General features: G+C 70.2%; 27 protein-coding genes, 3 tRNA genes and 2 pseudogenes. 17 read left to right on the top strand and 15 right to left on the bottom strand.

Going from position 1 to position 23,895, the window contains the following annotated elements; translation table 11 throughout:
* Positions 1-7: 7 nt before the first annotated feature.
* Together hutU and B118_RS0118680 are read right to left on the bottom strand one after the other, a co-directional pair.
* Complete coding sequence (gene hutU, locus B118_RS0118685; RefSeq protein ID WP_018826463.1) at positions 8-1,657, bottom strand: urocanate hydratase; 1,650 nt, start codon at positions 1,655-1,657, stop codon at positions 8-10.
* A gap of 10 nt (positions 1,658-1,667) precedes the next feature.
* The gene (locus B118_RS0118680; protein ID WP_018820851.1) at positions 1,668-2,519 is read right to left on the bottom strand and encodes a MurR/RpiR family transcriptional regulator; all 852 of its coding nucleotides are present in this window, start codon (positions 2,517-2,519) and stop codon (positions 1,668-1,670) included.
* Between the two features lie 86 nt (positions 2,520-2,605).
* On the opposite strand from B118_RS0118680, the pseudogene B118_RS0118675 reads away from it, so the two are divergent.
* Positions 2,606-3,418, top strand: a pseudogene (locus B118_RS0118675) (MOSC domain-containing protein); the annotation flags it as partial.
* An 88-nt stretch (positions 3,419-3,506) separates the two neighbouring features.
* On the opposite strand, the gene B118_RS0118670 reads toward B118_RS0118675, so the two are convergent.
* Positions 3,507-4,043 carry a GNAT family N-acetyltransferase gene (locus B118_RS0118670; RefSeq protein ID WP_018220906.1) on the bottom strand — a complete coding sequence of 179 codons (537 nt, stop codon included), beginning with the start codon at positions 4,041-4,043 and terminating at the stop codon, positions 3,507-3,509.
* 83 nt (positions 4,044-4,126) lie between these two features.
* On the opposite strand from B118_RS0118670, the gene B118_RS0118665 reads away from it, so the two are divergent.
* Entirely contained in the window at positions 4,127-4,543 is a 417-nt protein-coding gene (locus B118_RS0118665; protein WP_018220905.1) for an ASCH domain-containing protein, read from the top strand.
* A gap of 1 nt (position 4,544) precedes the next feature.
* Here B118_RS0118665 and B118_RS0118660 read toward each other — a convergent pair.
* The 3 genes from B118_RS0118660 to B118_RS32460 form a co-directional block, all read right to left on the bottom strand.
* Positions 4,545-4,631 (bottom strand) — tRNA-Leu (locus B118_RS0118660).
* 113 nt (positions 4,632-4,744) lie between these two features.
* Positions 4,745-5,221, bottom strand: coding sequence for a thioredoxin-dependent thiol peroxidase (gene bcp / locus B118_RS0118655; protein ID WP_028193213.1), 477 nt, complete (start codon positions 5,219-5,221; stop codon positions 4,745-4,747).
* A gap of 10 nt (positions 5,222-5,231) precedes the next feature.
* Positions 5,232-5,372, bottom strand: a complete 141-nt coding sequence (locus B118_RS32460) for a hypothetical protein (protein WP_018812901.1) — start codon at positions 5,370-5,372, stop codon at positions 5,232-5,234.
* A gap of 91 nt (positions 5,373-5,463) precedes the next feature.
* Here B118_RS32460 and B118_RS0118645 point away from each other — a divergent pair, with 91 nt between their 5' ends.
* The 4 genes from B118_RS0118645 to B118_RS0118630 are packed head-to-tail and all read left to right on the top strand — an operon-like array spanning position 5,464 to position 8,119.
* Positions 5,464-6,180: an energy-coupling factor ABC transporter permease gene (locus B118_RS0118645; protein ID WP_028193212.1), complete on the top strand. Its 717-nt coding sequence runs from the start codon at positions 5,464-5,466 to the stop codon at positions 6,178-6,180.
* Positions 6,177-6,569, top strand: a complete 393-nt coding sequence (locus B118_RS0118640; protein ID WP_018220902.1) for a PDGLE domain-containing protein — start codon at positions 6,177-6,179, stop codon at positions 6,567-6,569. Before B118_RS0118645 ends, B118_RS0118640 begins: the two co-directional genes overlap by 4 nt.
* 10 nt (positions 6,570-6,579) lie before the next feature.
* On the top strand, positions 6,580-7,350 hold the full coding sequence (gene cbiQ / locus B118_RS0118635) for a cobalt ECF transporter T component CbiQ (RefSeq protein ID WP_018826457.1): 771 nt from the start codon (positions 6,580-6,582) through the stop codon (positions 7,348-7,350).
* Positions 7,351-7,366: 16 nt separating this feature from the next.
* Positions 7,367-8,119, top strand: a complete 753-nt coding sequence (locus B118_RS0118630) for an energy-coupling factor ABC transporter ATP-binding protein (protein WP_026185378.1) — start codon at positions 7,367-7,369, stop codon at positions 8,117-8,119.
* Positions 8,120-8,129: 10 nt separating this feature from the next.
* Here B118_RS0118630 and B118_RS0118625 read toward each other — a convergent pair whose 3' ends face one another.
* Complete coding sequence (locus tag B118_RS0118625; RefSeq protein ID WP_018812904.1) at positions 8,130-8,846, bottom strand: DsbA family protein; 717 nt, start codon at positions 8,844-8,846, stop codon at positions 8,130-8,132.
* Positions 8,839-9,363: a MauE/DoxX family redox-associated membrane protein gene (locus B118_RS0118620; RefSeq protein ID WP_018812905.1), complete on the bottom strand. Its 525-nt coding sequence runs from the start codon at positions 9,361-9,363 to the stop codon at positions 8,839-8,841. Before B118_RS0118620 ends, B118_RS0118625 begins: the two co-directional genes overlap by 8 nt.
* A gap of 278 nt (positions 9,364-9,641) precedes the next feature.
* On the opposite strand from B118_RS0118620, the gene B118_RS0118615 reads away from it, so the two are divergent.
* From B118_RS0118615 to B118_RS0118605, 3 genes are all read left to right on the top strand, one after another.
* Positions 9,642-11,306, top strand: coding sequence for a copper resistance CopC/CopD family protein (locus B118_RS0118615; RefSeq protein WP_028193211.1), 1,665 nt, complete (start codon positions 9,642-9,644; stop codon positions 11,304-11,306).
* Positions 11,307-11,322: 16 nt separating this feature from the next.
* A complete protein-coding gene (locus B118_RS0118610) occupies positions 11,323-12,063 on the top strand; it encodes a YcnI family copper-binding membrane protein (RefSeq protein WP_018812907.1) in 741 nt (246 codons plus the stop codon).
* 103 nt (positions 12,064-12,166) lie between these two features.
* Entirely contained in the window at positions 12,167-12,739 is a 573-nt protein-coding gene (locus tag B118_RS0118605) for a hypothetical protein (protein WP_028188906.1), read from the top strand.
* Positions 12,740-12,915: 176 nt separating this feature from the next.
* Here the strand turns inward: B118_RS0118605 and B118_RS0118600 are convergent, their stop codons facing one another.
* Positions 12,916-14,172: a glycosyltransferase 87 family protein gene (locus B118_RS0118600; protein WP_026185377.1), complete on the bottom strand. Its 1,257-nt coding sequence runs from the start codon at positions 14,170-14,172 to the stop codon at positions 12,916-12,918.
* A 74-nt stretch (positions 14,173-14,246) separates the two neighbouring features.
* On the opposite strand from B118_RS0118600, the gene orn reads away from it, so the two are divergent.
* On the top strand, positions 14,247-14,837 hold the full coding sequence (gene orn, locus B118_RS0118595; RefSeq protein ID WP_026271008.1) for an oligoribonuclease: 591 nt from the start codon (positions 14,247-14,249) through the stop codon (positions 14,835-14,837).
* An 88-nt stretch (positions 14,838-14,925) separates the two neighbouring features.
* A tRNA-His gene (locus tag B118_RS0118590) sits at positions 14,926-15,001 on the top strand.
* A 77-nt stretch (positions 15,002-15,078) separates the two neighbouring features.
* Here the strand turns inward: B118_RS0118590 and B118_RS0118585 are convergent.
* A complete protein-coding gene (locus B118_RS0118585; RefSeq protein WP_028193210.1) occupies positions 15,079-15,537 on the bottom strand; it encodes a hypothetical protein in 459 nt (152 codons plus the stop codon).
* Positions 15,538-15,692: 155 nt separating this feature from the next.
* On the opposite strand from B118_RS0118585, the gene B118_RS0118580 reads away from it, so the two are divergent.
* The 4 genes and pseudogenes from B118_RS0118580 to B118_RS32455 all read left to right on the top strand — a co-directional run.
* A complete protein-coding gene (locus tag B118_RS0118580; protein ID WP_028193209.1) occupies positions 15,693-16,877 on the top strand; it encodes a helix-turn-helix domain-containing protein in 1,185 nt (394 codons plus the stop codon).
* A 96-nt stretch (positions 16,878-16,973) separates the two neighbouring features.
* Positions 16,974-17,165, top strand: coding sequence for a hypothetical protein (locus B118_RS33025; protein WP_080678081.1), 192 nt, complete (start codon positions 16,974-16,976; stop codon positions 17,163-17,165).
* Positions 17,165-17,392, top strand: a complete 228-nt coding sequence (locus B118_RS33020; protein ID WP_026274039.1) for a hypothetical protein — start codon at positions 17,165-17,167, stop codon at positions 17,390-17,392. The genes B118_RS33025 and B118_RS33020 overlap by 1 nt, the downstream gene beginning before the upstream one ends.
* A 51-nt stretch (positions 17,393-17,443) precedes the next feature.
* Positions 17,444-18,083: pseudogene (locus B118_RS32455) on the top strand (right-handed parallel beta-helix repeat-containing protein); the annotation flags it as partial.
* Between the two features lie 59 nt (positions 18,084-18,142).
* Here the strand turns inward: B118_RS32455 and B118_RS0118565 are convergent.
* Positions 18,143-19,327: a L,D-transpeptidase gene (locus B118_RS0118565; protein WP_202902344.1), complete on the bottom strand. Its 1,185-nt coding sequence runs from the start codon at positions 19,325-19,327 to the stop codon at positions 18,143-18,145.
* Between the two features lie 368 nt (positions 19,328-19,695).
* Between B118_RS0118565 and B118_RS0118555 the strand changes: the two genes are divergently transcribed.
* Positions 19,696-19,771, top strand: a tRNA-Lys gene (locus B118_RS0118555).
* 208 nt (positions 19,772-19,979) lie between these two features.
* Positions 19,980-20,438 (top strand): NUDIX domain-containing protein, encoded by a 459-nt coding sequence (locus B118_RS30685; protein ID WP_080678080.1) that lies wholly within the window; start codon positions 19,980-19,982, stop codon positions 20,436-20,438.
* Here B118_RS30685 and B118_RS0118545 read toward each other — a convergent pair.
* The 4 genes from B118_RS0118545 to B118_RS0118530 all read right to left on the bottom strand — a co-directional run bounded on the left by B118_RS0118545 (position 20,383) and on the right by B118_RS0118530 (position 23,656).
* Positions 20,383-20,952 (bottom strand): flavoprotein, encoded by a 570-nt coding sequence (locus tag B118_RS0118545; RefSeq protein WP_028193206.1) that lies wholly within the window; start codon positions 20,950-20,952, stop codon positions 20,383-20,385. The genes B118_RS30685 and B118_RS0118545 overlap by 56 nt on opposite strands.
* Positions 20,949-22,283 (bottom strand): hypothetical protein, encoded by a 1,335-nt coding sequence (locus tag B118_RS0118540; protein WP_028193205.1) that lies wholly within the window; start codon positions 22,281-22,283, stop codon positions 20,949-20,951. The genes B118_RS0118545 and B118_RS0118540 overlap by 4 nt, the downstream gene beginning before the upstream one ends.
* A gap of 304 nt (positions 22,284-22,587) precedes the next feature.
* Positions 22,588-22,788 carry a DUF397 domain-containing protein gene (locus B118_RS0118535; protein WP_016818015.1) on the bottom strand — a complete coding sequence of 67 codons (201 nt, stop codon included), beginning with the start codon at positions 22,786-22,788 and terminating at the stop codon, positions 22,588-22,590.
* Entirely contained in the window at positions 22,781-23,656 is an 876-nt protein-coding gene (locus tag B118_RS0118530; protein WP_028193204.1) for a Scr1 family TA system antitoxin-like transcriptional regulator, read from the bottom strand. The genes B118_RS0118535 and B118_RS0118530 overlap by 8 nt, the downstream gene beginning before the upstream one ends.
* Positions 23,657-23,895: the final 239 nt, after the last annotated feature.

Here is a 23,895-nt window from a genome sequence, read left to right as displayed (position 1 = left end):
GCTCTCCTTACGCCGTCGCCATCGGGATCTGCAGGCCGGTCCGCTCGGCGACCTGCCGGGCGTCGTCGTAGCCGGCGTCAACATGCCGTACGACGCCCATCGCCGGGTCGTTGGTGAGGACTCGTTCGATCTTCTGCCCGGCGAGGGCGCTGCCGTCGGCGACGCAGACCTGGCCGGCGTGGATGGAGCGGCCGATCCCGACCCCGCCACCGTGGTGGAGGGAGACCCAGGAGGCCCCGCTGGCGGTGTTTACCAGGGCGTTGAGCAGTGGCCAGTCGGCGATCGCGTCGGAGCCGTCGGCCATCGCCTCGGTCTCCCGGTACGGGCTGGCGACGCTACCGCAGTCGAGGTGGTCCCGGCCGATGACCACCGGCGCGGAGAGCTCTCCGGCGGCGACCATTTCGTTGAACCGTACCCCGGCCCGGTCCCGTTCGCCGTAGCCGAGCCAGCAGATTCGGGCCGGCAGCCCCTGGAACGCCACCCGGTCGCCGGCCATCCGGATCCAGCGGGCCAGCTGCTCGTTCTCTGGGAAGAGTTCGAGGATGGCCCGGTCGGTGGCGGCGATGTCGGCCGGGTCGCCGGAGAGCGCCGCCCACCGGAACGGGCCCTTGCCCGCACAGAACAGCGGCCGGATGTAGGCGGGCACGAAACCCGGGAAGTCGAAGGCGCGGGGGTAGCCACCGAGCTGCGCCTCGCCGCGGATCGAGTTGCCGTAGTCGAAGACCTCGGCACCCGCGTCGAGGAAGCCCACCATCGCCTCGACGTGTCGGGCCATCGACGCGCGGGCCCGGTCGGTGAACTCGGCCGGCTTGGCCGCCGCGTAGTCGCGGGCGTCGGCCAGCTCAACCCCCTCCGGCAGGTACGACAGCGGGTCGTGCGCGCTGGTCTGGTCGGTGACCACGTCCACCGGGACACCGCGGCGCAGCAGCTCGGGGAAGACGGTGGCCGCGTTGCCGACCACGCCGATGCTGCGCGCCCGCCGGTCGTTGCGGGCGGCGGTCGCCCGCTGTACCGCGTCGTCGAGCGAGTCGGCGACCTCGTCCAGGTAACGCTCGCGTACCCGGCGTTCGAGGCGGGAGCGGTCGACGTCGACGATCAGACAGGCACCGTCGTTCATGGTCACGGCGAGCGGTTGGGCCCCACCCATCCCACCGCAGCCGGCGGTCAGCGTCAGCGTGCCGGCCAGCGACCCGCCGAACCGCTTCGCGGCGACGGCCGCGAACGTCTCGTAGGTGCCCTGGAGGATGCCCTGGGTGCCGATGTAGATCCACGATCCGGCGGTCATCTGCCCGTACATGGTCAGGCCGAGCTGCTCCAGCCGGCGGAACTCCGGCCAGGTGGCCCAGTCGCCGACCAGGTTGGAGTTGGCCAGCAGCACCCGCGGTGCCCACTCGTGGGTCCGCATCACCGCGACCGGCCGGCCGGACTGCACCAGCATCGTCTCGTCGTCGCGCAGGTCGGTGAGGGTGTCCAACAGCGCGCGGTACGACGGCCAGTCCCGCGCGGCCTTCCCGGTCCCGCCGTAGACGACCAGGTCTTCGGGGCGTTCGGCCACCTCCGGGTCGAGGTTGTTCATCAGCATCCGCCGTGCGGCTTCCTGGGGCCAGCCCCGGGCGGTGCGGGTGGCGCCGCGCGCGGCGCGGATCGGCTGGGTCATGAGGAACCTCCTAACCGAGGAACAACTGACGACGGGCGGCGGAGGCTTCGAACGCCTCCAACCGCCGTTGGGTTTGTACGGGTGCGGCGTCGCAGATCGCCTGGAGTAGCACCATGGCCAGGGTCATCGGTGCGGTGTGTAGGTCGAACACGAGCTGTGCGCCGACGGCGGCGGGAAGCACCACGTCGGCGTGCTCGCGGGCCGGGCTGACCGGTGAGTCGGTGATGGCGACGACGGTCAGGCCCGCCGTCCGGGCCTCCCGTAGGGCGTCGAGGGCCTCTCGGGGGTAGCGGGGCAGCACGAGGGCGAGCAGGGCGGTCGCACCGGCCTCGGTGGCCTGTTCGATCCGGTCGGTGAGCAGGCTGCCGCCGTCGTCGAGGACCCGTACGTCCGGGAGCACCTTGGCGGCGAAGTAGGCGAAGTAGGCGGCCAGTGGCGCGGCGGCGCGGAGGCCGAGCACCGGCAGCGGGTGGCTGGCGGCGAGGAGCCGGCCGGCGGCGGCGACGCGGTCCCGGTCGGCGAACTGGTCGGCGAGCCGGTCCAGGTTCTCGATCTCGGCCCGCACCGCCTGCTGGAGTTCGTTGTCCGTGTTCGGTCGTTCGCCGCGGGGTGTCGCGGTCAGCTCCCGGAGGTGGCGGCGCAGGGCGGGGTAGCCGTCGTGGCCGAGGGCCATCGCGAAGCGGGTGACCGAGGGTTGACTCACCCCGGCCAACTCGGCGACCTCCGCCGCCGACAGGTACGCCACCGCCGGGCCCTGCTGGATGAGGCAGTGCGCGATCCGTCGCTGGGTCGGGGTGAGCCGAACTCCGCGGAACAGGTCCAGCACCCGGTCACCCGGGGGGACGACGGATCCCTCATTCATGTTTTGACCATATGCATAGAAACTTTCATCGGCAACCGGGCCGCTGCGGCCGGTGCGAGGCGGGGTGCGGGTGGCAAGGTGAGCCGATGCGGCTGAGCGCTGTGCACACCTACCCCGTCAAAGGGGGCCGGCGGCGGGACCACGATGCCGCCCCGGTGCTGCCCTGGGGCCTGGCCGGCGACCGGCGCTGGATGCTCGTGGACGCGGCGGGCATCGGCATCACCCAACGCGAGGTCAGCAGCCTCGTCGCGCTGCACGCGGTGGCCCGGGTCGGCGGCCTCACCCTGCGCGCCGCCGGCCACCCCGACCTCGATGTCGCGGAACCGGTGGACGGTGCCCCGATCGCCGTGCGCACCTTCCGCAGCCGCAAGCTGGACGTGTGGGCGCACGCCGCCGGTCCGGCCGCCGAAACCTGGGTCAGTCGATTCCTCGGCCGCCCGGCCCGACTGGTGTGGCTGGCCCGGCCGGCCCGCCACATCCCCGCCGCCGACCGCGAGCATGACCCAGGTGACCAGGTCACCTTCGCCGACGAGGCCCCGATCCTGCTGGCCAGCACCGCCTCGCTCGCCGCGCTCAACGGGTGGCTGGCCGAGGCCGGCGAGCCACCGGTGCCGATGACCCGTTTCCGCCCGAACCTCGTGGTTACCGGAGCGCCGGCCTGGGCGGAGGACGACTGGGCCGGCCGCCCGGTGCGCATCGGTGGTGTCACCTTCCGCGCCGCCGGCCCGGCTGGTCGCTGCGTGGTCACCACCACTGACCAGGAGACCGGGATCCGGGGGAAGGAGCCGCTGGTCACCCTCGGCCGCTACCGCAACGTGCGGCAGAAACTCCGCTTCGGGCTGCACCTGGTGCCCGTGGGGACCGGCTGGGTCGCCGTCGACGACGAGGTCGTGCCCGCCGCCGGACCGCAAGCGGGTTCGGCCGGGTCACCGCTCACCCCGGGCGCCGTTGACCATCCGAGCCGCAGCTCACCCCCGGGGCCTTCGCTCATCCCCCGGGCCGGTCGGCGCTCAGGTCGAGCCACATGAGGAACTCGTCCCGATCATCTCCCGCCGCCACTCGCAGCGCCCCCGGCAACCGCCCCACCTCGCGGTAGCCGAGATGCCGGTAGAAGCGGTCCAGCCCCAACCCGTCCCGGGCGGTGACCTGGAGCGCGGCGAGTCCCCACCGGCGGCCGATCCGCTCCGCCGCCCGCATCAGCTCCAGGCCGTGGCCCTCGCCCTGACAGCCTGGGTGGACCATGACCCGGGTCAGGACCCGATAGTGGGTCTTCAGGTGAAACCGGTTGTCGGTGAAGATCGCCATCGCGGCGAGCCGGTCGCCGGCGTAGCCGAGGAGCAGCCGGTCCGGGCCGTCGGCGATCGCCGCGAGGGTCGGGTCGGCGATGGTCCGCACCTCGGCGGCGGTGACCGGCGCGACGAAGCCCACCGCGCCACCGGCGTTGGTGACATCAACCCAGAGCGCGACGATCTCCGCGCGGAGCGCGGGCGTCAGGTCGGGGTCGAGCACGAACCGGAGGGCCATGCCGCTCATCCTGACCGCTCGGGTAGGGCCATCGCCCGAGAAAGTGAGGAGCCTTACACGTCGCGCCTCGGTAGGGTCCCCGCATGATCGCAGACCTGCCACCGTTCGAGTTCGCCTTCCCCGGTCCGTTGCGGGACCAGCTGGTCGCCCTGGTGCTCGCGGGGACCAAGACCACCACGACCGGCCTGCGCCAGGACTACGAGATCGAGGGGGAAGAGCTACCGGTCGTGGGTGCCCGGGCGGCGGTGATCGACTCTGCTGGTCGCCGGGTGGCCGTGATCGAGCTGACCGAGGTGCGGGTCACCCGGCTCGGCGACGTGGACCTGGACCACGTCCGGGACGAGGGCGAGGGGGACGACTCGGTCGCCGCCTGGCGAGCTGGCCACGAGAGGTACTGGCACGGGGCCGACTACCGAGGGTGGATCGGCGATCCGGACTTCACCGTGGACGACGACACGCTGGCCGTGCTGGAGCGGTTTCGACTGGTGGAGACCCGCTGAGTGGTGCGGGAGGGGGGACTCGAACCCCCACGTCCTCTCGGACACAGGCTCCTAAGACCTGCGCGGCTGCCAATTACGCCACTCCCGCTTGCGGGAAGAGTCTAGAGCCTCCGGTGGCGGGCCCGCGCCCCGCCCGGTGGTCAGCTCGGCGCGCCGGCGGATCACCCGCCGGGGCGTGGGGGCGCGGCCCGTCGGGCGTCGTCAGTCCAGGCCGAGATCGCGACGGAGCTTGGCGACGTGGCCGGTCGCCCGGACGTTGTAGAACGCCCGCTCGATGCGTCCGTCGGCGTCGATGACGAACGTCGAGCGGATGACCCCGGTGACCGTCCTACCGTACGACTGCTTCTCGCCGTACGCCCCGTACGCGGCGAGCACCGCCCGGTCGGTGTCGGAGACGAGCGGGAACGTGATGGCGTCCCGCTCGCGGAATTTGGCGAGCTTCTCCGGCTTGTCCGGGGAGATGCCGACGACCTCGTAGCCGGCGGCCTGGAGCCCGGCGAGGGAGTCGCGGAAGTCGCAGGCCTGCTTGGTGCAGCCGGGGGTCATCGCGGCCGGGTAGGCGTAGAGCAGCATCTTGCGACCGCGGAGGTCGGCCAGCGCGAGCTGGTCGCCGCTGTCGGTGGGGAGGGTGAAGTCGGGGGCGGGGTCGCCGGGGGAGAGGCGGGCAGGCGCGGTCATGGCTGCGACCCTACCGCCGTGCCAGCTCCCGGTCCGCTTCGGTGGCGTGGCGTTCGGTGGCGTGGCGTTCGGTGAGGGTGGCGTTCGGTGGCGTGGCGCTCGGTCGGCGCACCTCGGTTGCCAGGCCGTGCGACCACGTGACCGATGTCATCTGTTGTTGCCAAGGATTGGCAACAGCTTAGTTCTCCTAATAGCCTGTTGCGGTGGCGTGGACAGACCCGCCGGACACGTGGGGAGGTCGCGTGGAGCACCTGGCGATGCATATCTCCAACGGGATCATCAATGGTCCCGTCGCCGCGATCTTCGCGGTGATCGCACTGGCGGCGATGGCGCTCTGCGTCCAGCGCGGCCGGCAACACCTGGACGATCGGCTGGCGCCGATGGCCGGCTTGGTCGCCGCCTTCATCTTCGCCGTGCAGATGATCAACTTTCCGATCTTCACCGCCGGGGTCAGCGGCCACCTGCTCGGTGGTGCGCTCGCCGCGCTGCTGGTGGGGCCGTGGGTCGGCGCGCTCTGCGTGGCCGTCGTGCTGACCGTGCAGGCGCTGGTCTTCGGCGACGGCGGCGTGGCGATGCTCGGTCTCAACATCACCAACCTGGCGATCATCGGCACCGCCGCCGCGTACCTGCTGATCGTCGCGCTGCTGCGGGTGCTGCCGCGTACGCCGGCCGGGCTCGCCGTGACGGCGTTCGTCTCGGCGCTGGTCAGCGTCGTGGTGGCGGCGCTGGGCTTCGTTGTGCAGTACAAGCTCGGTGGCGCCGTCGATCTCGGCGACAACATCGCCGGCCTGGCCGGCACGATCGCCGGCACGCACCTGCTGATCGGCGTCGGCGAGGGCCTGATCACCGCGATGACGGTGCTGACCGTCGCGAAGACCCGACCCGATCTCGTGTACGCGCTGCGCGCCCGCGGGCCGATCGCGTTGTCCCCCGTCCCGGCTGTTGGAGGTGCCCGGTGAGGAAACGGACCTGGGGCTTCATCGCCAGCGGGCTGCTGGTCTCCCTGCTGCTGGCCGGGGTGGTGAGCAGCTTCGCGTCGGCGGACCCGGACGGGCTGGAGTCCGCGCTGCGGGAGGGCTGCACCGTTGACGCGGAGGGCACTGTCACCGGCGGTGACTGTCCCGCGCAGCGGGAAGAGGAGCACGAGATCGGCGGTCCGCTGGCCGACTACGGCGTCACCGGCATCACCGACGACGCCCTCGCCACCGGGCTCTCCGGCGTCGTCGGCGTACTGCTGACCTTCGCCCTGGCCGGAGGCGGGTTCTGGCTGGTCCGGCGCCGGACCGGGCAGCAACCCACCGGGGATGGGGACGCGGCGCAGCCGACCTCCACCGCCGGAGTGGGCTGAGGAGCGGGCCGTGGGCGCCGGGCACAGCCAGCTGCTCTACCACTGCTCCGACTCGCCGGTGCACCGGCTGCCCCCCGAGGTGAAGATCGCGGCGATGGTGGCCTTCACCCTCGCCGTGGTCGCCACCCCCCGGGAGGCGCTCTGGGCCTTCGGCGGCTACGCCGTGCTGGTGGTGGCGGTCGCGGCGGTGGCCCGGGTCCGGCCCGGCTGGCTGCTGCGCCGGTCACTGATCGAGCTGCCGTTCGTGCTGTTCGCGTTCGCCCTGCCGTTCCTCGGCGTGGGCGAGCGGACCGAACTCCTCGGCCTGTCGGTCTCCGTGGACGGGCTGTACGGGGCGTGGAACATCCTCGCCAAGGGCACCCTGGGCGTCCTGGCGTCACTGCTGCTGGCCGCGACCACCACCACCCGGGACCTGATCATCGGCCTGGACCGGCTGCGCTGCCCCCAGCTGCTCACCCAGATCGCCACCTTCATGCTGCGCTACCTGGAAGTGCTGGTCGGCGAGGCCCGGCGAATGCGGGTGGCCCGGCTGTCCCGGGGAGACGATCCCCGCTTCGGGTGGCAGCTGCGGGGCTTCGCGACCGGGGTCGGGGCGCTGTTCCTGCGCGCCTACGAGCGGGGGGAGCGGGTGTACCTGGCGATGCTGTCCCGCGGCTACACCGGGCGGATGCCCCAGGTGTGGCAGGGCGCGGAGGCGGCGACCCCCGGGCAGTGGCTGGTCGCCTCGACCGTCCCCGCCGTGGCGGCCGGCGTCGCCGCCACCGCCCTGGTCCTGACATGATCGGAGCGTGCAGCCGATGACGCCCCCCAGCCTCGACGTGCGCGACGTGCGCTACGCCTACCCGGACGGGCACGAGGCGTTGCGCGGCGTGGAGTTGACCGTGCCCCGGGGCGACCGGGTGGCGCTGCTCGGGCCGAACGGCGCCGGGAAGACCACCCTGGTGCTGCACCTCAACGGCATCCTCACCCCCACCGCGGGGAGTGTGACCGTCGGTGGGCTCACCGTCCGCCCGGACCGGTCGACCCTGGCCGAGATACGCCGGCGGGTGGGCATCGTCTTTCAGGACCCGGACGACCAGCTCTTCCTGCCCACCGTCGCCGAGGATGTGGCGTTCGGCCCGGCCAACCTGGGGCTGCGCGGCGCCGAGCTGACGACCCGGGTGGACGAGGCGCTCGCCGCGGTCGGGATGAGCGAGCACCGGGACCGGGCCCCGCACCACCTGTCGTTCGGGCAGCGTCGCCGGGTCGCGGTGGCGACGGTGCTCGCCATGCACCCGGAGATCCTGGTGCTGGACGAGCCGTCGTCCAACCTCGACCCGGCCGCCCGGCGCGAACTGGCCGAGATCCTGCGGGCCCTGCCGGTGACCCTGCTGATGGTCACCCACGATCTGCCGTACGCGTTGGAGCTCTGCGAACGCTCGGTCATCCTGGACGCCGGCCGGCTCGTCGCCGACGGCCCCACCGGGGAGATCCTGGCAGACGAGGCGCTGCTCGCCCGGCACCGCCTCGAACTGCCCTACGGATTCACGCCCCGTCCGACGCCCCGCTGATCCCGGTGGATCAGCTGGCGGCCTCCACCGCGGCCCGGATGTTCTCCGGCGACGTCCAGTCGGCGACCGGCTCCCCGTTGACCAGGACCGTCGGCGTGCCGGAGACGTTCGCCCGGCTGGACTCCTCGGTCACGTGCTTGGTCCAGGACAGATAGGTGCCGTCCTTGACGCAGGAGCCGAAGCTGTCCCGGTCCAGCCCGACGCCGACTCCGATGTCGATCAGCTCGTCGTTGTTGAACTGGGCGCCGTCCTCGCCCGGCTGCTGGACGAAGAGCGCCTCGCTGAACTCGCGGAACTTCCCGCCGGCCGAGGCGCAGCCCGCGGCGGCGGAGGAGCGGGTCGAGTACTGGGTGGTGGAGCGACTGTCCAGGATCGCCACCGGGTGGAAGACCACCTGCGCCTTGCCCTCGTCCGCGAGCTGGTCCACGGTCTCGCCGCTGACCTCCTGGAACTGCTTGCAGGCCGGGCAGAGGTAGTCCTCGTACAGGTCGATGGTGACCGGCCCGGAGCCGTACACGATGCCGGTGCCGGCCTCGTTGGCGCCCGGCGGCGGGGTGAACTCGCCGGCGCGCTGCTCGGAGTAGACGGCCCAGCCGACGAAGCCGGCGATCACCAGCACGAAGACGGCGGTCACCGACACCCACAGCGTCCGCTTGCGCCGCCGCTCCTGGGCCAGCTGCTCCCGGACCACCCGGGCGGCCTCCTTGCGGCCCTTCCGACTACTCATCCTTGTCCTCCACTGCGCGGTCGCCCAGCAACCAGCCGTCCACCGAGAACGGGGTGCGGGGCCAGATCAACAGGAACCCGGCCAACGCCAGGAATCCCAGGTCCCGGAGGATCTCCGGGAGGTAGCTCGGGGTCTGCCCCGGGGCCAGCTCGCCGCCGACGCCGAAACAGCCGCAGTCGATGTTCAACCCGCGGGTCCAGGCCGAGACGATGCCGGCGATGAAGACCAGCAGCAGCGCCACGGAGACCCCGGCGGTCAGCCGGGTCGCCAACCCGAGCAGGACGAGTACGCCGAGGGCCAGCTCGAGGAAGGGCAGCGCGGCGCCGATCACGGCCGCCAGGTCGTACGGGAAGATCTGGTACGCGTTCACCGCTCGGCCGGAGGCGGCGAGGTCCCCGACCTTGGCGGCGCCGGCCAGGAGCCAGACCGCGGCCAGGCCGAGCCGGGCGGCGAGGCCGATCCAGGGGCGGAGGGTCGGCCAGCGGGCGACAGGGCTGCTCGATGTGGTCACGTTCATGTGGTCGCTCCTCGCCGCCGGCAAGTTCCCGCCCTCAGCCGATCCACGTCAGGCCGACAGCGGATGCGGTGTCGCGCGGGGCCGGGATCATGACAATCCAGGCTACGCGGCGCTAGATGTGGCGGTAGGGACCTTTGCCCCTAGATGGGCTCCGCCACGTCGGGAACTTTTCGCCGGCGAGATCCGACCACCCATTCACGGGCTGGGGAGGCGCGGCCCGGTCCTGGGGCCCCGCCGGCCCGGGTCCGGTTGGGCATCAGGGAGCGTTCTGGGTGAGCATGACCGGCATGACTGTCGTCCTCCGCCGCTGGAGCGCCCGGCTCACCGCCGCTGGTGGCCTCCTGATCACCCTCGTCGCCCTGCTGCTCGCCCCGGCCGGCCCGGCCAGCGCCCACGCGGTGTTGGTGAGTAGCAGCCCGGCCTCGTCGGCGGTGGTGCCGGACGCACCCACCGAGGTGGTCCTCACCTTCAGCGAGTCGGTCCGCAAGGTGCCCGGCAAAACCCGGGTGATCGCCCCGGACGGGTCGCGGGCTGATCGGGGCGAGCCCAACTTCGACGGCGCGGTCGTCGTGATCCCGGTCGACCCGAACTCCGGTCGCGGCACCTACCTGGTCAGCTTTCGGGTGATCTCGGCCGACAGCCACCCGGTCTCCGGTGCGTTCACCTACTCCGTCGGTGCCCCGTCGACACCCCCGGTCGACACCGGCAGCGACAGCCGTGCCGACCCGGTGGTGAGCGCGGGCATCAAGGTCGGCAAGTATCTCGGCTATGTCGGCCTGCTGCTCCTGGTCGGCCCGGTGTTGGTCCTCGCCCTGCTCTGGCCCCGCCGGCTGCCCCGTCGCGGCCCGGCCCGGCTGGCGTGGACCGGCCTGGGCCTGCTGGCGTTCGCCACCCTGGCGACCGGCTGGCTCCAGATCCCCTACACCAACGGCGGCGGCGTCTTCGACGTCACCGGTGCGGGCCTGAGCACGGTGCTGGGTAGCGCCTTCGGCGCGGCGCATCTGGTCCGGCTGGGCCTGCTCGCGGCGGCGGCGTTCGTGCTCCGGCCGGTGCTGGCCGCCCCGGTCGGCCGGACCGATCTGGTGATCCTGGGTGTCCTCGGCGGTGCGGCCCTGCTGACCTGGCCCCTGTCCGGTCATCCGGCGGTCTCTCCGGCCCCGGTGGTCTCGGTCGTGCTCGACGCGGTGCACCTGGGCGGGATGGCGGTCTGGCTCGGCGGGCTGGTGATGCTTGTCGGCTTCCTGCTGCGCCGGGCCGACGCGGGGGAGTTGGCCGCGATCCTGCCGATCTGGTCCCGCTGGGCGGCGCTCTCCGTCTCCGCGCTGCTCGTCGCCGGGGTCGTACAGGCGCTGATCGAGGTCGCCTCCTTCGCGGCTCTCGTCGACACCCCGTACGGTCGGCTGCTGCTTGGCAAGATCGGGCTCTTCGCTCTGGTGGTCGCGGTGGCCGCGTACTCCCGGACCCTGGTGCGTCGGCGCGCGGCGGCGGCGCGGCCCGCGCCGGTGCGGCGGGCGATAATGGTCGAGCTGGCGATCACCGCCGTGCTACTCGGCCTGGCGGCGGCGCTGGTCCAGACCACCCCGGCGCGGACCGCGGTCGCGGACACCGCCCAGTCCAACAGCGGCTACTTCTCGACGACCCTGACCAGTTCGTTGTACTCATTACAGGTCGAGGTGGACCCGGCCCGGCGCGGCAACAACTCGGTCCACTTCTACGCCTACACCCCGGACAACCGACCCCAGCCGGTGGCGGAGTGGCGGGCCACCGTCGCGCTGCCGGCGGCGGGAATCGAACCGATCGAGGTGCCGTTGCTGCCACTGACCGACAACCACGCGACCGGCGAGATCAACCTGCCGGCGTCCGGGGATTGGCAGCTGCGGGTGACCGTCCGCACGTCTGAGATCGACCAGGCCACGGTGGCGACCACCGTGGCCGTCAAATAGGAAAGGGTTCCACTTCATGATCCGTCTCCGGCGCACCTCAGCCACCGCCCTGCTCGCGCTCGGCGCGGTCACCGCTGCCGTTTTCGGCTCCGCCGGGGCGGCCTCGGCACACATAACGGTCGACCCGAAGGAGGCAGCCCAGGGCGGGTACGGCCGGTTCGCCTTCCGGGTGCCGAACGAGAGCGACACCGAGTCCACCACCAAGGTGGAGATCTTCCTGCCGGAGAATGCCCCGCTCGGATCGGTCTCGACGATGCTGGTCCCGGGCTGGACGGCGGAGGTGGAGAAGCGCACGCTCGACCAGCCGGTGGAGGTACACGGCAGCCAGCTCACCGAGGCGGTAGCGAAGATCACCTGGACGGCGCAGCCCGAGGCCGGGATCGGGCCGGGCACGTTCCAGGAGTTCCCGGTCTCGGTGGGGCCGCTGCCCACGGTTGACACGATGGTTTTCAAGGCGCTGCAGACGTACTCGGATGGTGCGGTCGTGCGGTGGATCGACGAGCCGACCGCCGACGGCGTGGAGCCGGAGGCGCCGGCGCCGGTGCTGGCGCTGGCGCCCGCCGAGGACGCCGATGCGGCGGCCGCCCAGGACGGGGCGCCGCCCGCGGCGGATGACACGGCGGCGGGGGACGCGGCGGCGGGGGACGGGCTGGCCGTCGGTCTCGGCGTCGCCGGCCTGGTCGCCGGCTTGGGCGGGCTGGTGCTGGGTGGGTTGGCCTTCACCCGGTCTCGGCGCGAGCCGGCGCCGAAGGCCTGACCCGCAGCGTCTTTCCGCGCCGGGGGCTGTGGATATCCCCTGATCCGTCGCTTGGGATCGGTAAGGTCAGCCGGGTGTTCGGCTACGGAGAGGGGTTGGGTCGGTGCGTTTCGTGCGGGTGATCACCGGGGTGTTGTTGTTGGTCACCGGGATCCCGGTGCTGCTCGGTGGGGCCGCACTCGGCGCTGATCTGACCCTGGACCTCCGTGCTGAGCTGCGGGAGAGCTGGGTCGCGCCGGTGACCGCCGGTCTTCTGGCTGGTGGGATGCTGCTGGTGTCGGGGGCCCTGGCGCTGCTGCTGCGACCGGTTCGCCCCCGGGAGGTGGTCTTCGTGGTCGAGCCGGACCAGGTGCCGCTGCTGGCCGGCCAGCTGGGGGTGACCTCGCTCAGCGGGCTCGGTGCACCCGCTGCCCGAGCGGGAGATCACCCCGTCGTCGCGCGAGCCGGAAGCCAGCTCGTCCGGCCGGCCCGGCAACTCGTGTCGGTCGGCGCCGCAGGTGAGCGACCCCACTCGATGCCTCGCCCGTCCGGGGAGCGCACCATCGGCCCGGTGGGGCATCGGCGAGCCGCGGAGGCCGGCCCGGCCTGGCGGCTCAACGAGCCGACGGAGGCCGACGTGCCGGCTGATTCCGTGCGGCGGCTGCGGCCGTCCGCTCCGTTCGACTCGCCGCGGTAGCGATTCGAGGGTCCCGAACCGAGTCCAACCTCCCTTGGCGCGATGCCGATCAGACCGGGCGGGGTGTCGGTAGCGGAGGCACACGAGGACGGCCCTCCGTGCTGCCGACACGGAGGGCCGTCCCGCACCGGGGGATCGGTGCTACTGAAACGTCACTTACTTTCCCTGAAGTCAGGTTAGCGCCCTGTGGGCATCTCGTGAAGAGTGTCCGGTTGAATCGCTTTGCTACGGATCGGTAGGGCCGCCAGCAGCGCCAGCCCCAGCAGCACGTAGACGTTGCGCTCCACGAAATCCGCGACCGTGTCGGTGGGCACCGGGGCGGTGCCCCAATCCTGAAACGTCACCACGCCGTACACGGTGATGACGGCGACGCCGGCGGCGAGCAGCCACAGCCAGCAGCGCCGGCCGCCCGTCCTCGCGGCGAGTGCCGCGTCCACCAGCACTACGGCGGCCGGCACGAACCAGTAGATGTGATGGGGCCAGGTGATCGGGCTGATCAGCGCACCAACCAGGCCGGTGAGGGTGAGGCCGGCCAACGCGTCGCCGGCCCGGGCCGCCCGGGCCGCCCGCCACAACCCGTACCCGGCGACCACCGCGACCAGGGCGAGCCACAGAAGCTGGTCGGGTTCCTGCGGCACCGTGAGGCGATGGATCAGACCGAGCAGTGACTGGTTGCCGGTGTAGTCGGTGCGGCCGACCCGGTCGGTCGCCCACAGCTCGTGTGTCCAGTAGCGCCACGATTCGAGCGGCAGGAGCGCCCCGGCGAGCAGCGTTGCGCCCGCCGCCGTCGCGCTCGCCACCGCCGCCGCCCGCCACTGCCGGCCGGCCAGCAGATAGACGATGAAGATGCCCGGGTACAACTTGAGCGCCGTCGCCAGCCCCACCCCTACGCCGGCCCAGCGCCGGTCCTGCGGTACGGCGAACAGCAGATCCGCCAGAATCAGCACCACCAGCAGCATGTTGATCTGCCCGAAGGAGATGGTCTCGCGGGTGCTCTCCATGGCGAGTACGAGCAGCGCCGCCACGGTGAGGGTGAAGATCCGGGGCAGGTGGTGTCGGGCGATCACCGGGTCAACCAGCCACCGGGTGGTCACCACCACCGCCAGCACGGTCAACACCGTGAAGATCATCGCAGTGACGCCCAGTTGGAGCAGCGCGAACGGCGACAGCAGCAGCGCGCCGAACGGGGGGTAGGTGAAGCGCAGCTCGCCCTGCAACTGGTCCGGCTGGGCATAGTCGTAGAGTGGATTGCCCGTGACCCACCAGTCCATCGTCGCCATGTAGATCTTCAGGTCGAAGAAGTCGTGCCATCCCTTCTGGTAGAGCGCGGGCAGCACAGCGGCGATGGCCAACACCGCGACGATCCGACGCGCCGTCCGCCCGCTGGTGTCGTCTTGAACCACGACGGGAGGGGAGACGGGTTCGGCTGGCACGAGAGAACCCTAACCGTCGCAGCACCGACAGACGCGCGGCGCGCGGGCCGCTGGGCTGCGCGTAGGCTGGGCCGGTGGCAGATCTACTCGTCTGGATCGACTGTGAAATGACCGGCCTGGACCTCGGCGGCGACAAGCTGATCGAAGTCGCCGCGCTCGTCACCGACCCAGATCTCAACGTGCTCGGTGAGGGCGTCGACGTGGTGATCCACACCGACGAGGCGGCGCTGGACAAAATGCCCGAGATCGTGGCGACCATGCACGCCAAGTCCGGGCTCACCGAGGAGGTCCGCCGCTCCACGATCGGGCTCGCCGAGGCGGAGGAGCTGGTCCTCGACTACATCACCAGTCACGTGAAGGACCCGCGTAGCGCCCCGCTCTGTGGCAACTCGATCGCCACCGACCGGGGTTTCATCGCCCGGGACATGCCCCGGCTGGACAACCACCTGCACTACCGGATGATCGACGTCTCCTCGATCAAGGAGCTCTGCCGACGCTGGTATCCCCGGGTGTACTTCAGCCAGCCGAAGAAGGGCCTGGCGCACCGGGCACTGGCCGATGTGCGCGAGAGCATCCGGGAGCTCGAGTACTACCGACGGACGCTCTTCGTGCCGCTGCCGGGGCCGGACGTGGAGAGCGCCAAGGCGATCGCCGCGAAGCTGTAGCCCGTAGGGCCGAACCCACTGGACGCGGCGGTGCCGGTTGCGGCTATCATTGGTCGCGCCGCCAGGGCGTTCCCTGGTGCGGCGGATGGTGGCTGTAGCTCAGTTGGCAGAGCACCGGGTTGTGGTCCCGGTTGTCGTGGGTTCAATTCCCATCAGTCACCCCAGAGGTGGATCTACTCCACCGCAGCTCAGGCCCCCTCCGCGGAGGGGGCCTGAGTCGTTGTGGGGGCGGCGTCGGGCCCTAGGACGGGTCCGTTGGTGCCGGCGGCGTCGTCGGGGGTCGCGGCGGTGCGCCAGCTATCCGCAGCACCAGCACGTCCATGTTTGGGACCGATCTGGGTCTGATCTGCCCGTACTGTCGCCAGCCCATCCGTTCGTACAGCCGGCGTGCCGGCACGAGCAGCTTCTCCGCCGCCCGCAGGAGCGCGGGTGGCTCGTCCGCGTTCGGCTCGATCCAATCGCCGCCGGGCATGGTGTAGCCGTAGCTAACGCCTAGCAGCCGGCCACCGTCGGTAGCGTAGGCGAAGGCAAAGCCAGGTCGCCGGAGGTGATCCGACCACCAGCGGCGGAACTGCCGCACATGCACCGGCCCCTCGTGGTAGGGGGCCTCGGCATAGACGGCGGCGTACAGGTTCCGCACGTCCTCGGTGAGCTGGCGGGCGGCAGCCGAGTCGGTGATCGTGTACGTCAACCCGTCCACGTGCGACAGCCTAGCCCGATGGCAGCTCGCCGAGCCGTAGCGCGCTGGCAGGTGACGGTGTGGCCGGTGGGCTGGGCGTATCGTCGATATCGGCGGCTCGCCGGGTAACGGCCGGGCGGCCCGCCGCCCAGTCCGCTACCTGGGAAGGTTTCGGCATGCCGGCCGACACGATTGGCGCACGTATCAGATACTGGCGGCTTCGCCGTGGCGGCATGAGTCAGACTGTGCTCGCCGGGCTGGCTGGGCTCTCGCAGCCATTCATTTCCCAGGTGGAGTCGGGACGCCGTAGTATCGATCGCCGGTCCACGCTCATCGCCATCGCCGCAGCGCTACAGGTGACCGTCGCTGACCTGCTCGGGCAGCCCGGTGACCCCACCGAGCCGACCCTCAACGGCGCCGCCGACGCGGTACCCGCTATCTGGGCTGCTCTCCTTGAGATCAGTGATGGTGACCGGGGCGCTCCGACTATGCCGAGCGAGCAGGTCACCGCAGTGTTGCGGCACAGCAATCAGAAGCGCTTGGCCGGTGACTACCCGGCCGTGGCCCGCAGGCTACCGCCGCTGCTCGATGAGGCCGCCCGCCACGGCGGGGCAATCCTCGCTGAAGCTGCCTACCAGGCGACCACCTGTCTGCGGCATCTCGGGCAACGGCACCTTGCCGTTGACGCCGCTCGGATTGCGCAGACGGCGGCGGAGAACGTCGATCACCACGGGTGGCGGGGGGCGGCCCGGTTCGGGTACGTGCAGGCGCTACCCGTGGAGGCGGCTGGCGTGGCATCTCGGGTCGCGGAGCGAGCGATGGGTGATCTGCAGCGGCAGGCCGCAAACCCCCAGGTTCGGCAGGTCCTTGGACAGCTGCATTTGGCTGCCGCCCTACGAGCGACAAGTGACGGTCGGACCACAGATGCTGATGGACACTTGGTCGAGGCCGAGCGGGAAGCCGCCACTCTGGGAGATCCAGGTCCTGGTGGTGGCTTCAACGCCATGTGTTTCGGTCCCACCAACGTCGTGCTGTGGCAGATGGCTATCGCCGTCGAGGTCGGCGAGTACGGGCGGGTCATCGAACTTTCCCGCACTGTCTCGGTCGATGCCTTGCCGATTGCCAACCGCCGTCAGGCTTACTGGATGGATCTCGGTAGGGCGTTGGCGTACTCGGGTCGAACCGATACGCAGGCGCTGGCCGCGTTCAGCCGAGCTGATCAGATCGCACCGGGTCTGTTCGTGTTAAACCCGCTGGCTCGGGATGCCGTAGCGGCGATGATTCGTCGTGCCCGCCGTCGCACGGTGTCGAAAGAGCTTCGGACTCTCGCCCGCCGTCTGTCCATCACGATGGAGGTATAACCACCGGTAATAGGTGAGGGGCGATTGTCGCCCTACCGTGCGTGCAATGGCGCTATCGGCGCCGTGGCATTCCTTTGGGAGGCAGTAGATGCACGCGTGGTTGTTCAAGTTCCGTACCCTGGTCCCAGGGCTTTCCGCCGTTCCGTACGGCTGGACGCCACTGGTCCTGCCACCGTGTACGCGGCGCGAGTCGGCGTGTACTGTCCATTGTGTGACCAGTCGACCGTGATCTTTGATAGCCGGCCGTTGCTGACCCGGCTGGCCCGTCAGCGGGCCTGCCAGCGGTGATGGCCACCCAGCCCCGGCCCCGCCCGAGCCTGTCGGCGGTCCAGTTGCGGAACCGGATGATCCTGTCCGCCCGGCGGATCATCACCGAGCACTGGCCACGGGTGGACCGGTGCCCGGTCTGCGGTTGCGGGTGGCCGTGCCCACCTACCGATACCGCCTACGACTACCTGACCTCGGCCGGTCAGGGTAGTTGGGCACCTCCGGGGCGCACGGGGAGCCGGCCATGACGCCGGCCAGCGGCCAGACCGGCGGCGTCCGGCCGCGGGCCCCACGGACCCGACGACCGGACCTCGGGCTGGGAGCTGCGCGCGGACGGACGTGGTGCGGGCCAGGACGGCAAGAACGACCGGGGCGAGGGCAAGCCGGTCGGCACGGCAGTCCCCTGTGACACGGACCGGCTGATCGCCGAGATCACTCGGGCGAACGCCCGCGGTGGTGCCGTGCTCGACCTGGCGGGAGACTGCACCTACCTGCTCACCGCCGACCTCGACGGCAGCGGGCTGCCCGCCATCACCACCCCGATCAACCTCAACGGCGGCAAGAACACCGCCATCGAACGCGCCGCCGCCGCCCACCAGCTCCGCATCGTCACCGTCAACGCTGGCGGCGACCTCACCCTCAACCACCTGACCATCACCGGCGGCCACACCAACGGCGCGGGGGAGGGGGATCCTCGTCAACGCCGGCGGAACCCTCGCCACCAACGACAGCATCGTCACCCGCAATCTCACCGTCGGCAACGGCAGCGGTATCCGCAACGCGGGAACGACCATCGTCACCCGCTCCCACGTCAGCCGTAACACCGCCGACCAAACCGGCGGCGGAATCGAAAGCACCGGCCGGTTGGAGATCGTCAAGTCGCAGGTCGACGACAACTCGGCCCTCCTCGCCGGTGGCGTCTTCGCCCCGGGCGTCACAACTGCGTCAACGTTCCCGGCTGCTCGGGCTGACCTTGGGCTGACTCCGGGCTGACCGGTTCAGGTGTCAGTGGAGGGAGATGTTCCCGACTCCACCGGCAGGGCGCTGCCCTTGACGTACTCCTCCCAGCTCAGGTTCCAGTCGGTCCAGCCGTTGCCGTTCTGCAGCTTCCGTTCGGTGCCCTTGACCTGGACCGGGTCCCCGATCCGGGTGTTCTCGAAGAGCCAGGCGCCATCGGCCATCGACACGTTGACGCAGCCGTGGGAGACATTCACCGAGCCCTGCTGCCCCTCTGACCAGGGCGCGGCGTGGATGAACTCCCCGCCCCAAGTGAGCCGCTGCGCGTACTCGATGTCCGTCCGGTAGCCCTCGTCCGGCCCAAGCTCATCGTAGGTGTCGAAAACCGTCTCGCGGAGCTTCTCGATCACCACCATGGTGCCGCTCGAAGAGGGCGTGGACTTCTTGCCGAGGCTCACCGGGATGGTGCGCACCTTCTCGCCGTCCTTAGTGACCACCATCTGCTTCGTCTCGTTCTCCACCGTCATGATCAGCGCTGCGCCGATCTTGACGTCGACGGTAAGGTCGGCCCGGCCGTACCAGCCGTCGCCGAGCGGCAGGCCACCAGCCTGCACCCGGTACGAGACGGTGCTGTCCGCCTGCCAGAACTCGCGTGGGCGGTACCGCACCTCGGTCGGGCTGACCCAGTGCCACACCCCCTCCTGCGCGGGAGTCGCCGTCACCGTCATCCGCCGCTGCACGTCGTCCCGGTACTCCTCCGGGATGTCCCGTCCGAACTTCACGATGAGCGGCATCCCGACCCCGACCACCTGCCCATCACCGAGGAAGCTGCTGATCCGAACCTGCTGATCCGGCTCGGCCATCGTGGTGAAGGTGCTGGTCGCGGTTACCGGAAGGTCATCGTCTCCGGTGGCGGTGACAGTCGCCGTGTACGTCTCGCCGTATTCAAGCGCACCGGTGGGCAGCCAACTCGCACCGTCGGCGGTCAACCCGCCCTCGACCGCTCCGCCGGTCGAATCCACCAGTGCGACGGTGGTCTCCCGGGACTCCTCCGCCGTGAAGGTGATGCTCGTTGACGCGGGTACATCCTGGGCCTCCGCGGCCGGCTCGACGATCACGACGGAGGCCAGCGGGGTCGGTGTCGGGTCGTCGGTGCCCTCGGCCGCTTGGTCCCCGGAGGCGCAGGCGGCGGTGAGCGTCAGGACACCGGTGAGTAGCCCGGCCACGAATGCGGGCCGACGCAGACCGGGACGGCGCCTCTCGTGCCGGAGCGGCGGGTGCGGAACGGCTCGCATGTGCTCTTCCTTACTTCTGGTCGTCGAAGTGGTTGACCGGGGTGTCAACGCCGGCGCAATCGGTCCGGCGGAGCCGATACGGGGCCGGTCGTCGACCGTCTGCGGAACTGTCTCCCACGCCTTCGGCGCGCAACGGGCACACATCGTGCCGCAACCACGCCCCTTCGCACCCACCCGCCCAAGGCCGCCCTGGTGGTTTTGGTGCTATCTGTCCTGAAAACTCGACCGAAAGAGGGGAGCGGGGATCGGATTAGAAGCCGGCTGAACTGGCGTGCTAGGGTTCTCCCCGTTGCCAACGAGCGCCGCTAGCTCAACTGGCAGAGCAGCGGACTCTTAATCCGCGGGTTCGGGGTTCGAGTCCCTGGCGGCGCACCAACGAGCAAGGCCCTGACCTGGTACTTCTGTGCCGGTCGGGGCCTTCTTCGCGTACGGCGGTGGTGGCTGGTGGCTCGGTGGGTGCTCGGGAGCCGTTGGACCGGGTTGGCGTCGGTGGGACGGGGTGGGATGCCAGCCGGTCGGCACCATGGATCAATCGGGTGCGCCGCTGTCCGGTGGCGGGGCCTGGGCGTGGTTAGGGTCGGTTGTGCGGCGGATCGTGCGTAGGTCGGTGCGGGCCATCCTTGTCGATGGTGACGGCCGCCTGGTGCTGATCAAGCGGATCAGGCCCGGGCAGGTGCCGTACTGGACGACGCCGGGCGGTGGGGTGGAGTCGACGGATGTCTGTCTGGAGGCCGCGCTGCGTCGTGAGTTGCGTGAGGAGCTTGGTGGCGAGGCCGGTCGGCTTGTTCCGGTGTTCTTGTTCACTGCTCCGGTTGGTGCGGGTGTTTCGGTTCAGCACTTCTTCGCGGGTCGTTTGCTTCGGTTGCGGGCGGAGGCGCGTAGTGGGCCGGAGTTCGCTGATCCCGCGCGGGGTGAGTATCAGCTGGACCGGGTGGCGATTGACGAGCTGCACGCGGTGGAGTTGAAGCCGGATGCGCTCAGGGAGTTCATTGTCGCCAACGAGGAGGCGTTGCTCTCGGTCCGCGGCGATCATGCAGGGTAGTGCGGTGGAGAAGGTCGAGCACGCTGTCCCAGTGGAATGGCCCGTCCGGGGTGTCGGGTCGTAGGGCTTCGGTGGCGGTGAAGTGAACGCCGGCGTTGGCGAGTAGTTCGAGGTTGCGGTGGAAGGCTGGGTGTGCGGCGAGCGCTGCCTTGGCGTAGGGCGAGACGATGATCGGTGTTCCGGCTCCGAGGGCTTCGTTGAGGGTGCCCAGGGCTGCGGTGTTGTTGATGCCGGCGGCCCATTGGTTGATCGTGTTGAAGGTGGCCGGGGCGACGATGATGGCGTCAGGCCGTGGTAGTGACTTCGGCTCCTGCGGTCCGCGCGGTTCGCTCCGGACGGCGTGGCCGGTTGTCCGTTGCAGGGCTGGGAGGTCAACCCATGCGACGGCGGCCTCGGTGACGACGGGGTGCACGTCCCAGCCGTCGTGGCGGAGCCGTTCGGCCAGCTCGGTTACTTTCGCGGCCGGTGGGGCGGCACACACGACGAGCAGGAGGACGGGGGTGGCCTTGGTCATGCGTCTTGGACTCCTGCTCGGTCGGCGAGGGCTCGTAGCCCGGGGGTGCGGCTGGGGTGTTCCCGCCGGAGCAGCTTCGTGATGAGCCCAGCGGCGGTGGCGTTGAGCTTGATCGCCTCAGGGACGAGGCGTTCGTACTCCAGGAGGTGGAGCATCGCTTGGGGGGCTGAGCTGTCCGTCGCGCTGTGCGCCACGGCAAGGTCGAGGTGCGCTTGAGCGCGCCGGCTGGCTAGCGTCAGTGGGAGCTGTGCGGTGTCGAGCTGGTCGGCGAGCCGGAGTGCCTGTTTGTTGTCGTGTAGGGCGACCGCGACGGAGATTTGGTGTAGCCGGACGTTGGTGGGTCCGAAGGCTGTCCATAGTTCGTTACCGTTGCGGCCGAGTTCATCGGCGGCTGATTCAGCGGCTCGCAGGTGGCGCCATGCGCTGCGAGTGTCTGCCTGGCGGGCTGCCGCCACGGCCGCGTGGAGCAGGAGCGCTCCATACGCCGAGAGGTAGGCGGGGGTGCGGTACAACTGGTGGCCGGCGATGGCCTCGGCTGCGGTTACCGCGACCTCTTCCGCTTCGGCGGCACGGCCTGGCTGCTTGGCGAGCGCGCATGCGGTCTGGTAGGCCGCGATGGCGGTCCGTGCTGGATCAGCGGCTATCAGGCCGAAGCATCGGGCGCGGTCCGCGGTGGTCCAGGCGAGTTCGCCGTCACCGAGTTTGGCAGCCAGTTTTGACGCCAGCAGGTAAACGCCGCTAGCGGCTCGGGCAACCCTGGGCATCTCCACAGCCTTCGGCTGTTCGGCGAACAAGGACTCGGCCCCGTTGATGAGGATGGGTAGCTGCCGCAGTTTGCTGTACTGAGCGCCCTGGTAGGCGATGTTGCCGACCTGTAGGGCGGCTTCCAGCTCACGTAACGGCAGCAGGACCTGCCCGTTGTCGCGAGCGAGGACCGCGCGCCGCAGCGCCGCACGCCATTGGCTGGGCGAGCCGGAGGCATCGAGCGATTGGCTGGTCTGTGGCGACTCGGGCTCGTATATCTCGGGCCGTGGGTGGGCGAGGGCCATCCCCTTGTGTTGGTGACGAGAGTGCGGCTCTGTGGGTTCCGGGAGTTCGTCATTCTTGGCGTTGTCGGGCCGGTCGATGTAGAGCCCGAGCGAACGCTTGTCGGTTTGCAGAACCGCGCAGAGCGCCCATCGGTAATCCTCATTGGGCCACCGGATCTCGCCGCGTTCCAGCGCGCCAATGGCCTTCTCGGTGAGTCCTGCCCAGTGCGGCCTGCGACCTTGCCTGCCGTACATCGAGGCCAGTTCGGCGTTGCAGGCGTCGGCCAACTCCTGGCGAGACATCGGGCGGCCGGAACCAGAGGGGGACCGTAGCGCCTTGCGGGCAGCCCTGAGGTGACTGTTCGGGACGCTGTCCCTCCCCACGATCTGCCCCCAGGATCGACCCAGCAATGACGTGCCCTTGCGCCACATTGTCGCAGCACTACGCTCCTACATGGTCCCAGTGCGTCCCTGCCCGGTTCAAGCGATACCGATGGTCGTCGGCGGCGTGGGCCACTTCCTGGCCTTGCGGTCCGCGCCGCAGGGCTGGGTGCTACGGTGAGGCCGCCACCCCGCGAGCGCGGCTGGCGGCTGCAACCCGTGCCGGTCAGGCGTCGAATTCGCCGTTGCGAACCCCCTCGATGAACTCGAACCAGCCATCCGGGCCGAACACAAGGACACCGTCGTCGGGATTTTTGGAGTCCCGGACGCCGACCTGCAGGTCCGTAGCGGTCGCGACTTCGACACAGTTGTCGGCACCACCGCTTCGGGTGGACTTCCGCCACGGGCAGAACTGCCTGTCATTCATCGTGAATATTCCTCCTGATTTCTTCGGCCGTTGCGGTGAGGAAGTCGAGGCTTTCGCCCGGTGGCATGGCGGCGTTCGCCAGCCTGCCGTACAGGTCGAGGTAGCGGTTGACGTCTGCTACCTCTGTCAGTACGAGGTCGTCGGTGGCCGTGTCAACGGCAACGACCACGGGGTCGTGCGGGTCCGGGTACCGGTAGGTGAAAAACGCCGAGCGGGGGACGGAATGCTGGCGGATCTTGGCGGCGATTGGCAGTACTCGGATGCTGATGGTTCGGCGGTGGTGTCCGACGAGCGTTAGGTGGTCCAGTTGATCGGCGATCACCGGCGCGGGCGCGGCAAAACGGCGGATGGCCAGTTCGTCGATGATCACCTCATACCGAGGGCCGCCCGGCCGCTCCAGCATGCGTTGGCGGCCGGCGCGTGCTTCGAGTGCTCGGGTGTGGCTGTAGGTGGCACCGTTGGGAGCGTCCATTAGCAGGCGTGCTTCGGTGTACGGCCGCACCTGCAACAAGCCGGGCAGGTAGACCATCTGATATTCGCGAATTTCACTCGCGCCCGCCTCAAGGTTTGCGTACAGGGCCTGTCGGGTGCCCATTTCATCGGTGTACTTCGCCCACCACCCGCGTTCCTGTGCCTCGCGGGCGATCGTCATGATCTGCTGCCAGCGCTGCTGATCTACGCCGAACAGCTGGAGAATCCGCATGACCTCGTCGAGGTCAGCGGCGACGTGACCGTTCTCCAACCGCGAGATGCGTTGGCGTGCGACGCCGATCTCCGCAGCGACGCGGGCGGCTGGGTATCCGTGCTCGTCGCGCAGGCGGATCAGCTCGGTGGCGAGCCTCCGACGACGCACCAGCGGGCTGATCACACCACACCTCCGGAGAACAACCAACGCCGGAGGACAATTACGCACCGGCGATGCGGGGAGCGTAACCCCGGGCTTCTTCGTTGGAGCTGGGCGTGAGTTCACGATCGGCTGCTGAGGCCCTGATCAGCGACCATCTGGGCAGCAGAACGGGTACCGGATCAGGTGGTGGACGGGGATTCCCGCGTATGTGGACTGTCCGTGAAGGTGGACCTATCAGAAGCGATCTGTCGATTTATGTG

This window comes from Salinispora pacifica CNR114 (assembly GCF_000514775.1).
In the GTDB taxonomy this organism is placed as follows: domain Bacteria; phylum Actinomycetota; class Actinomycetes; order Mycobacteriales; family Micromonosporaceae; genus Micromonospora; species Micromonospora pacifica.
This window is presented reverse-complemented; position numbering and strand designations above follow the sequence as displayed.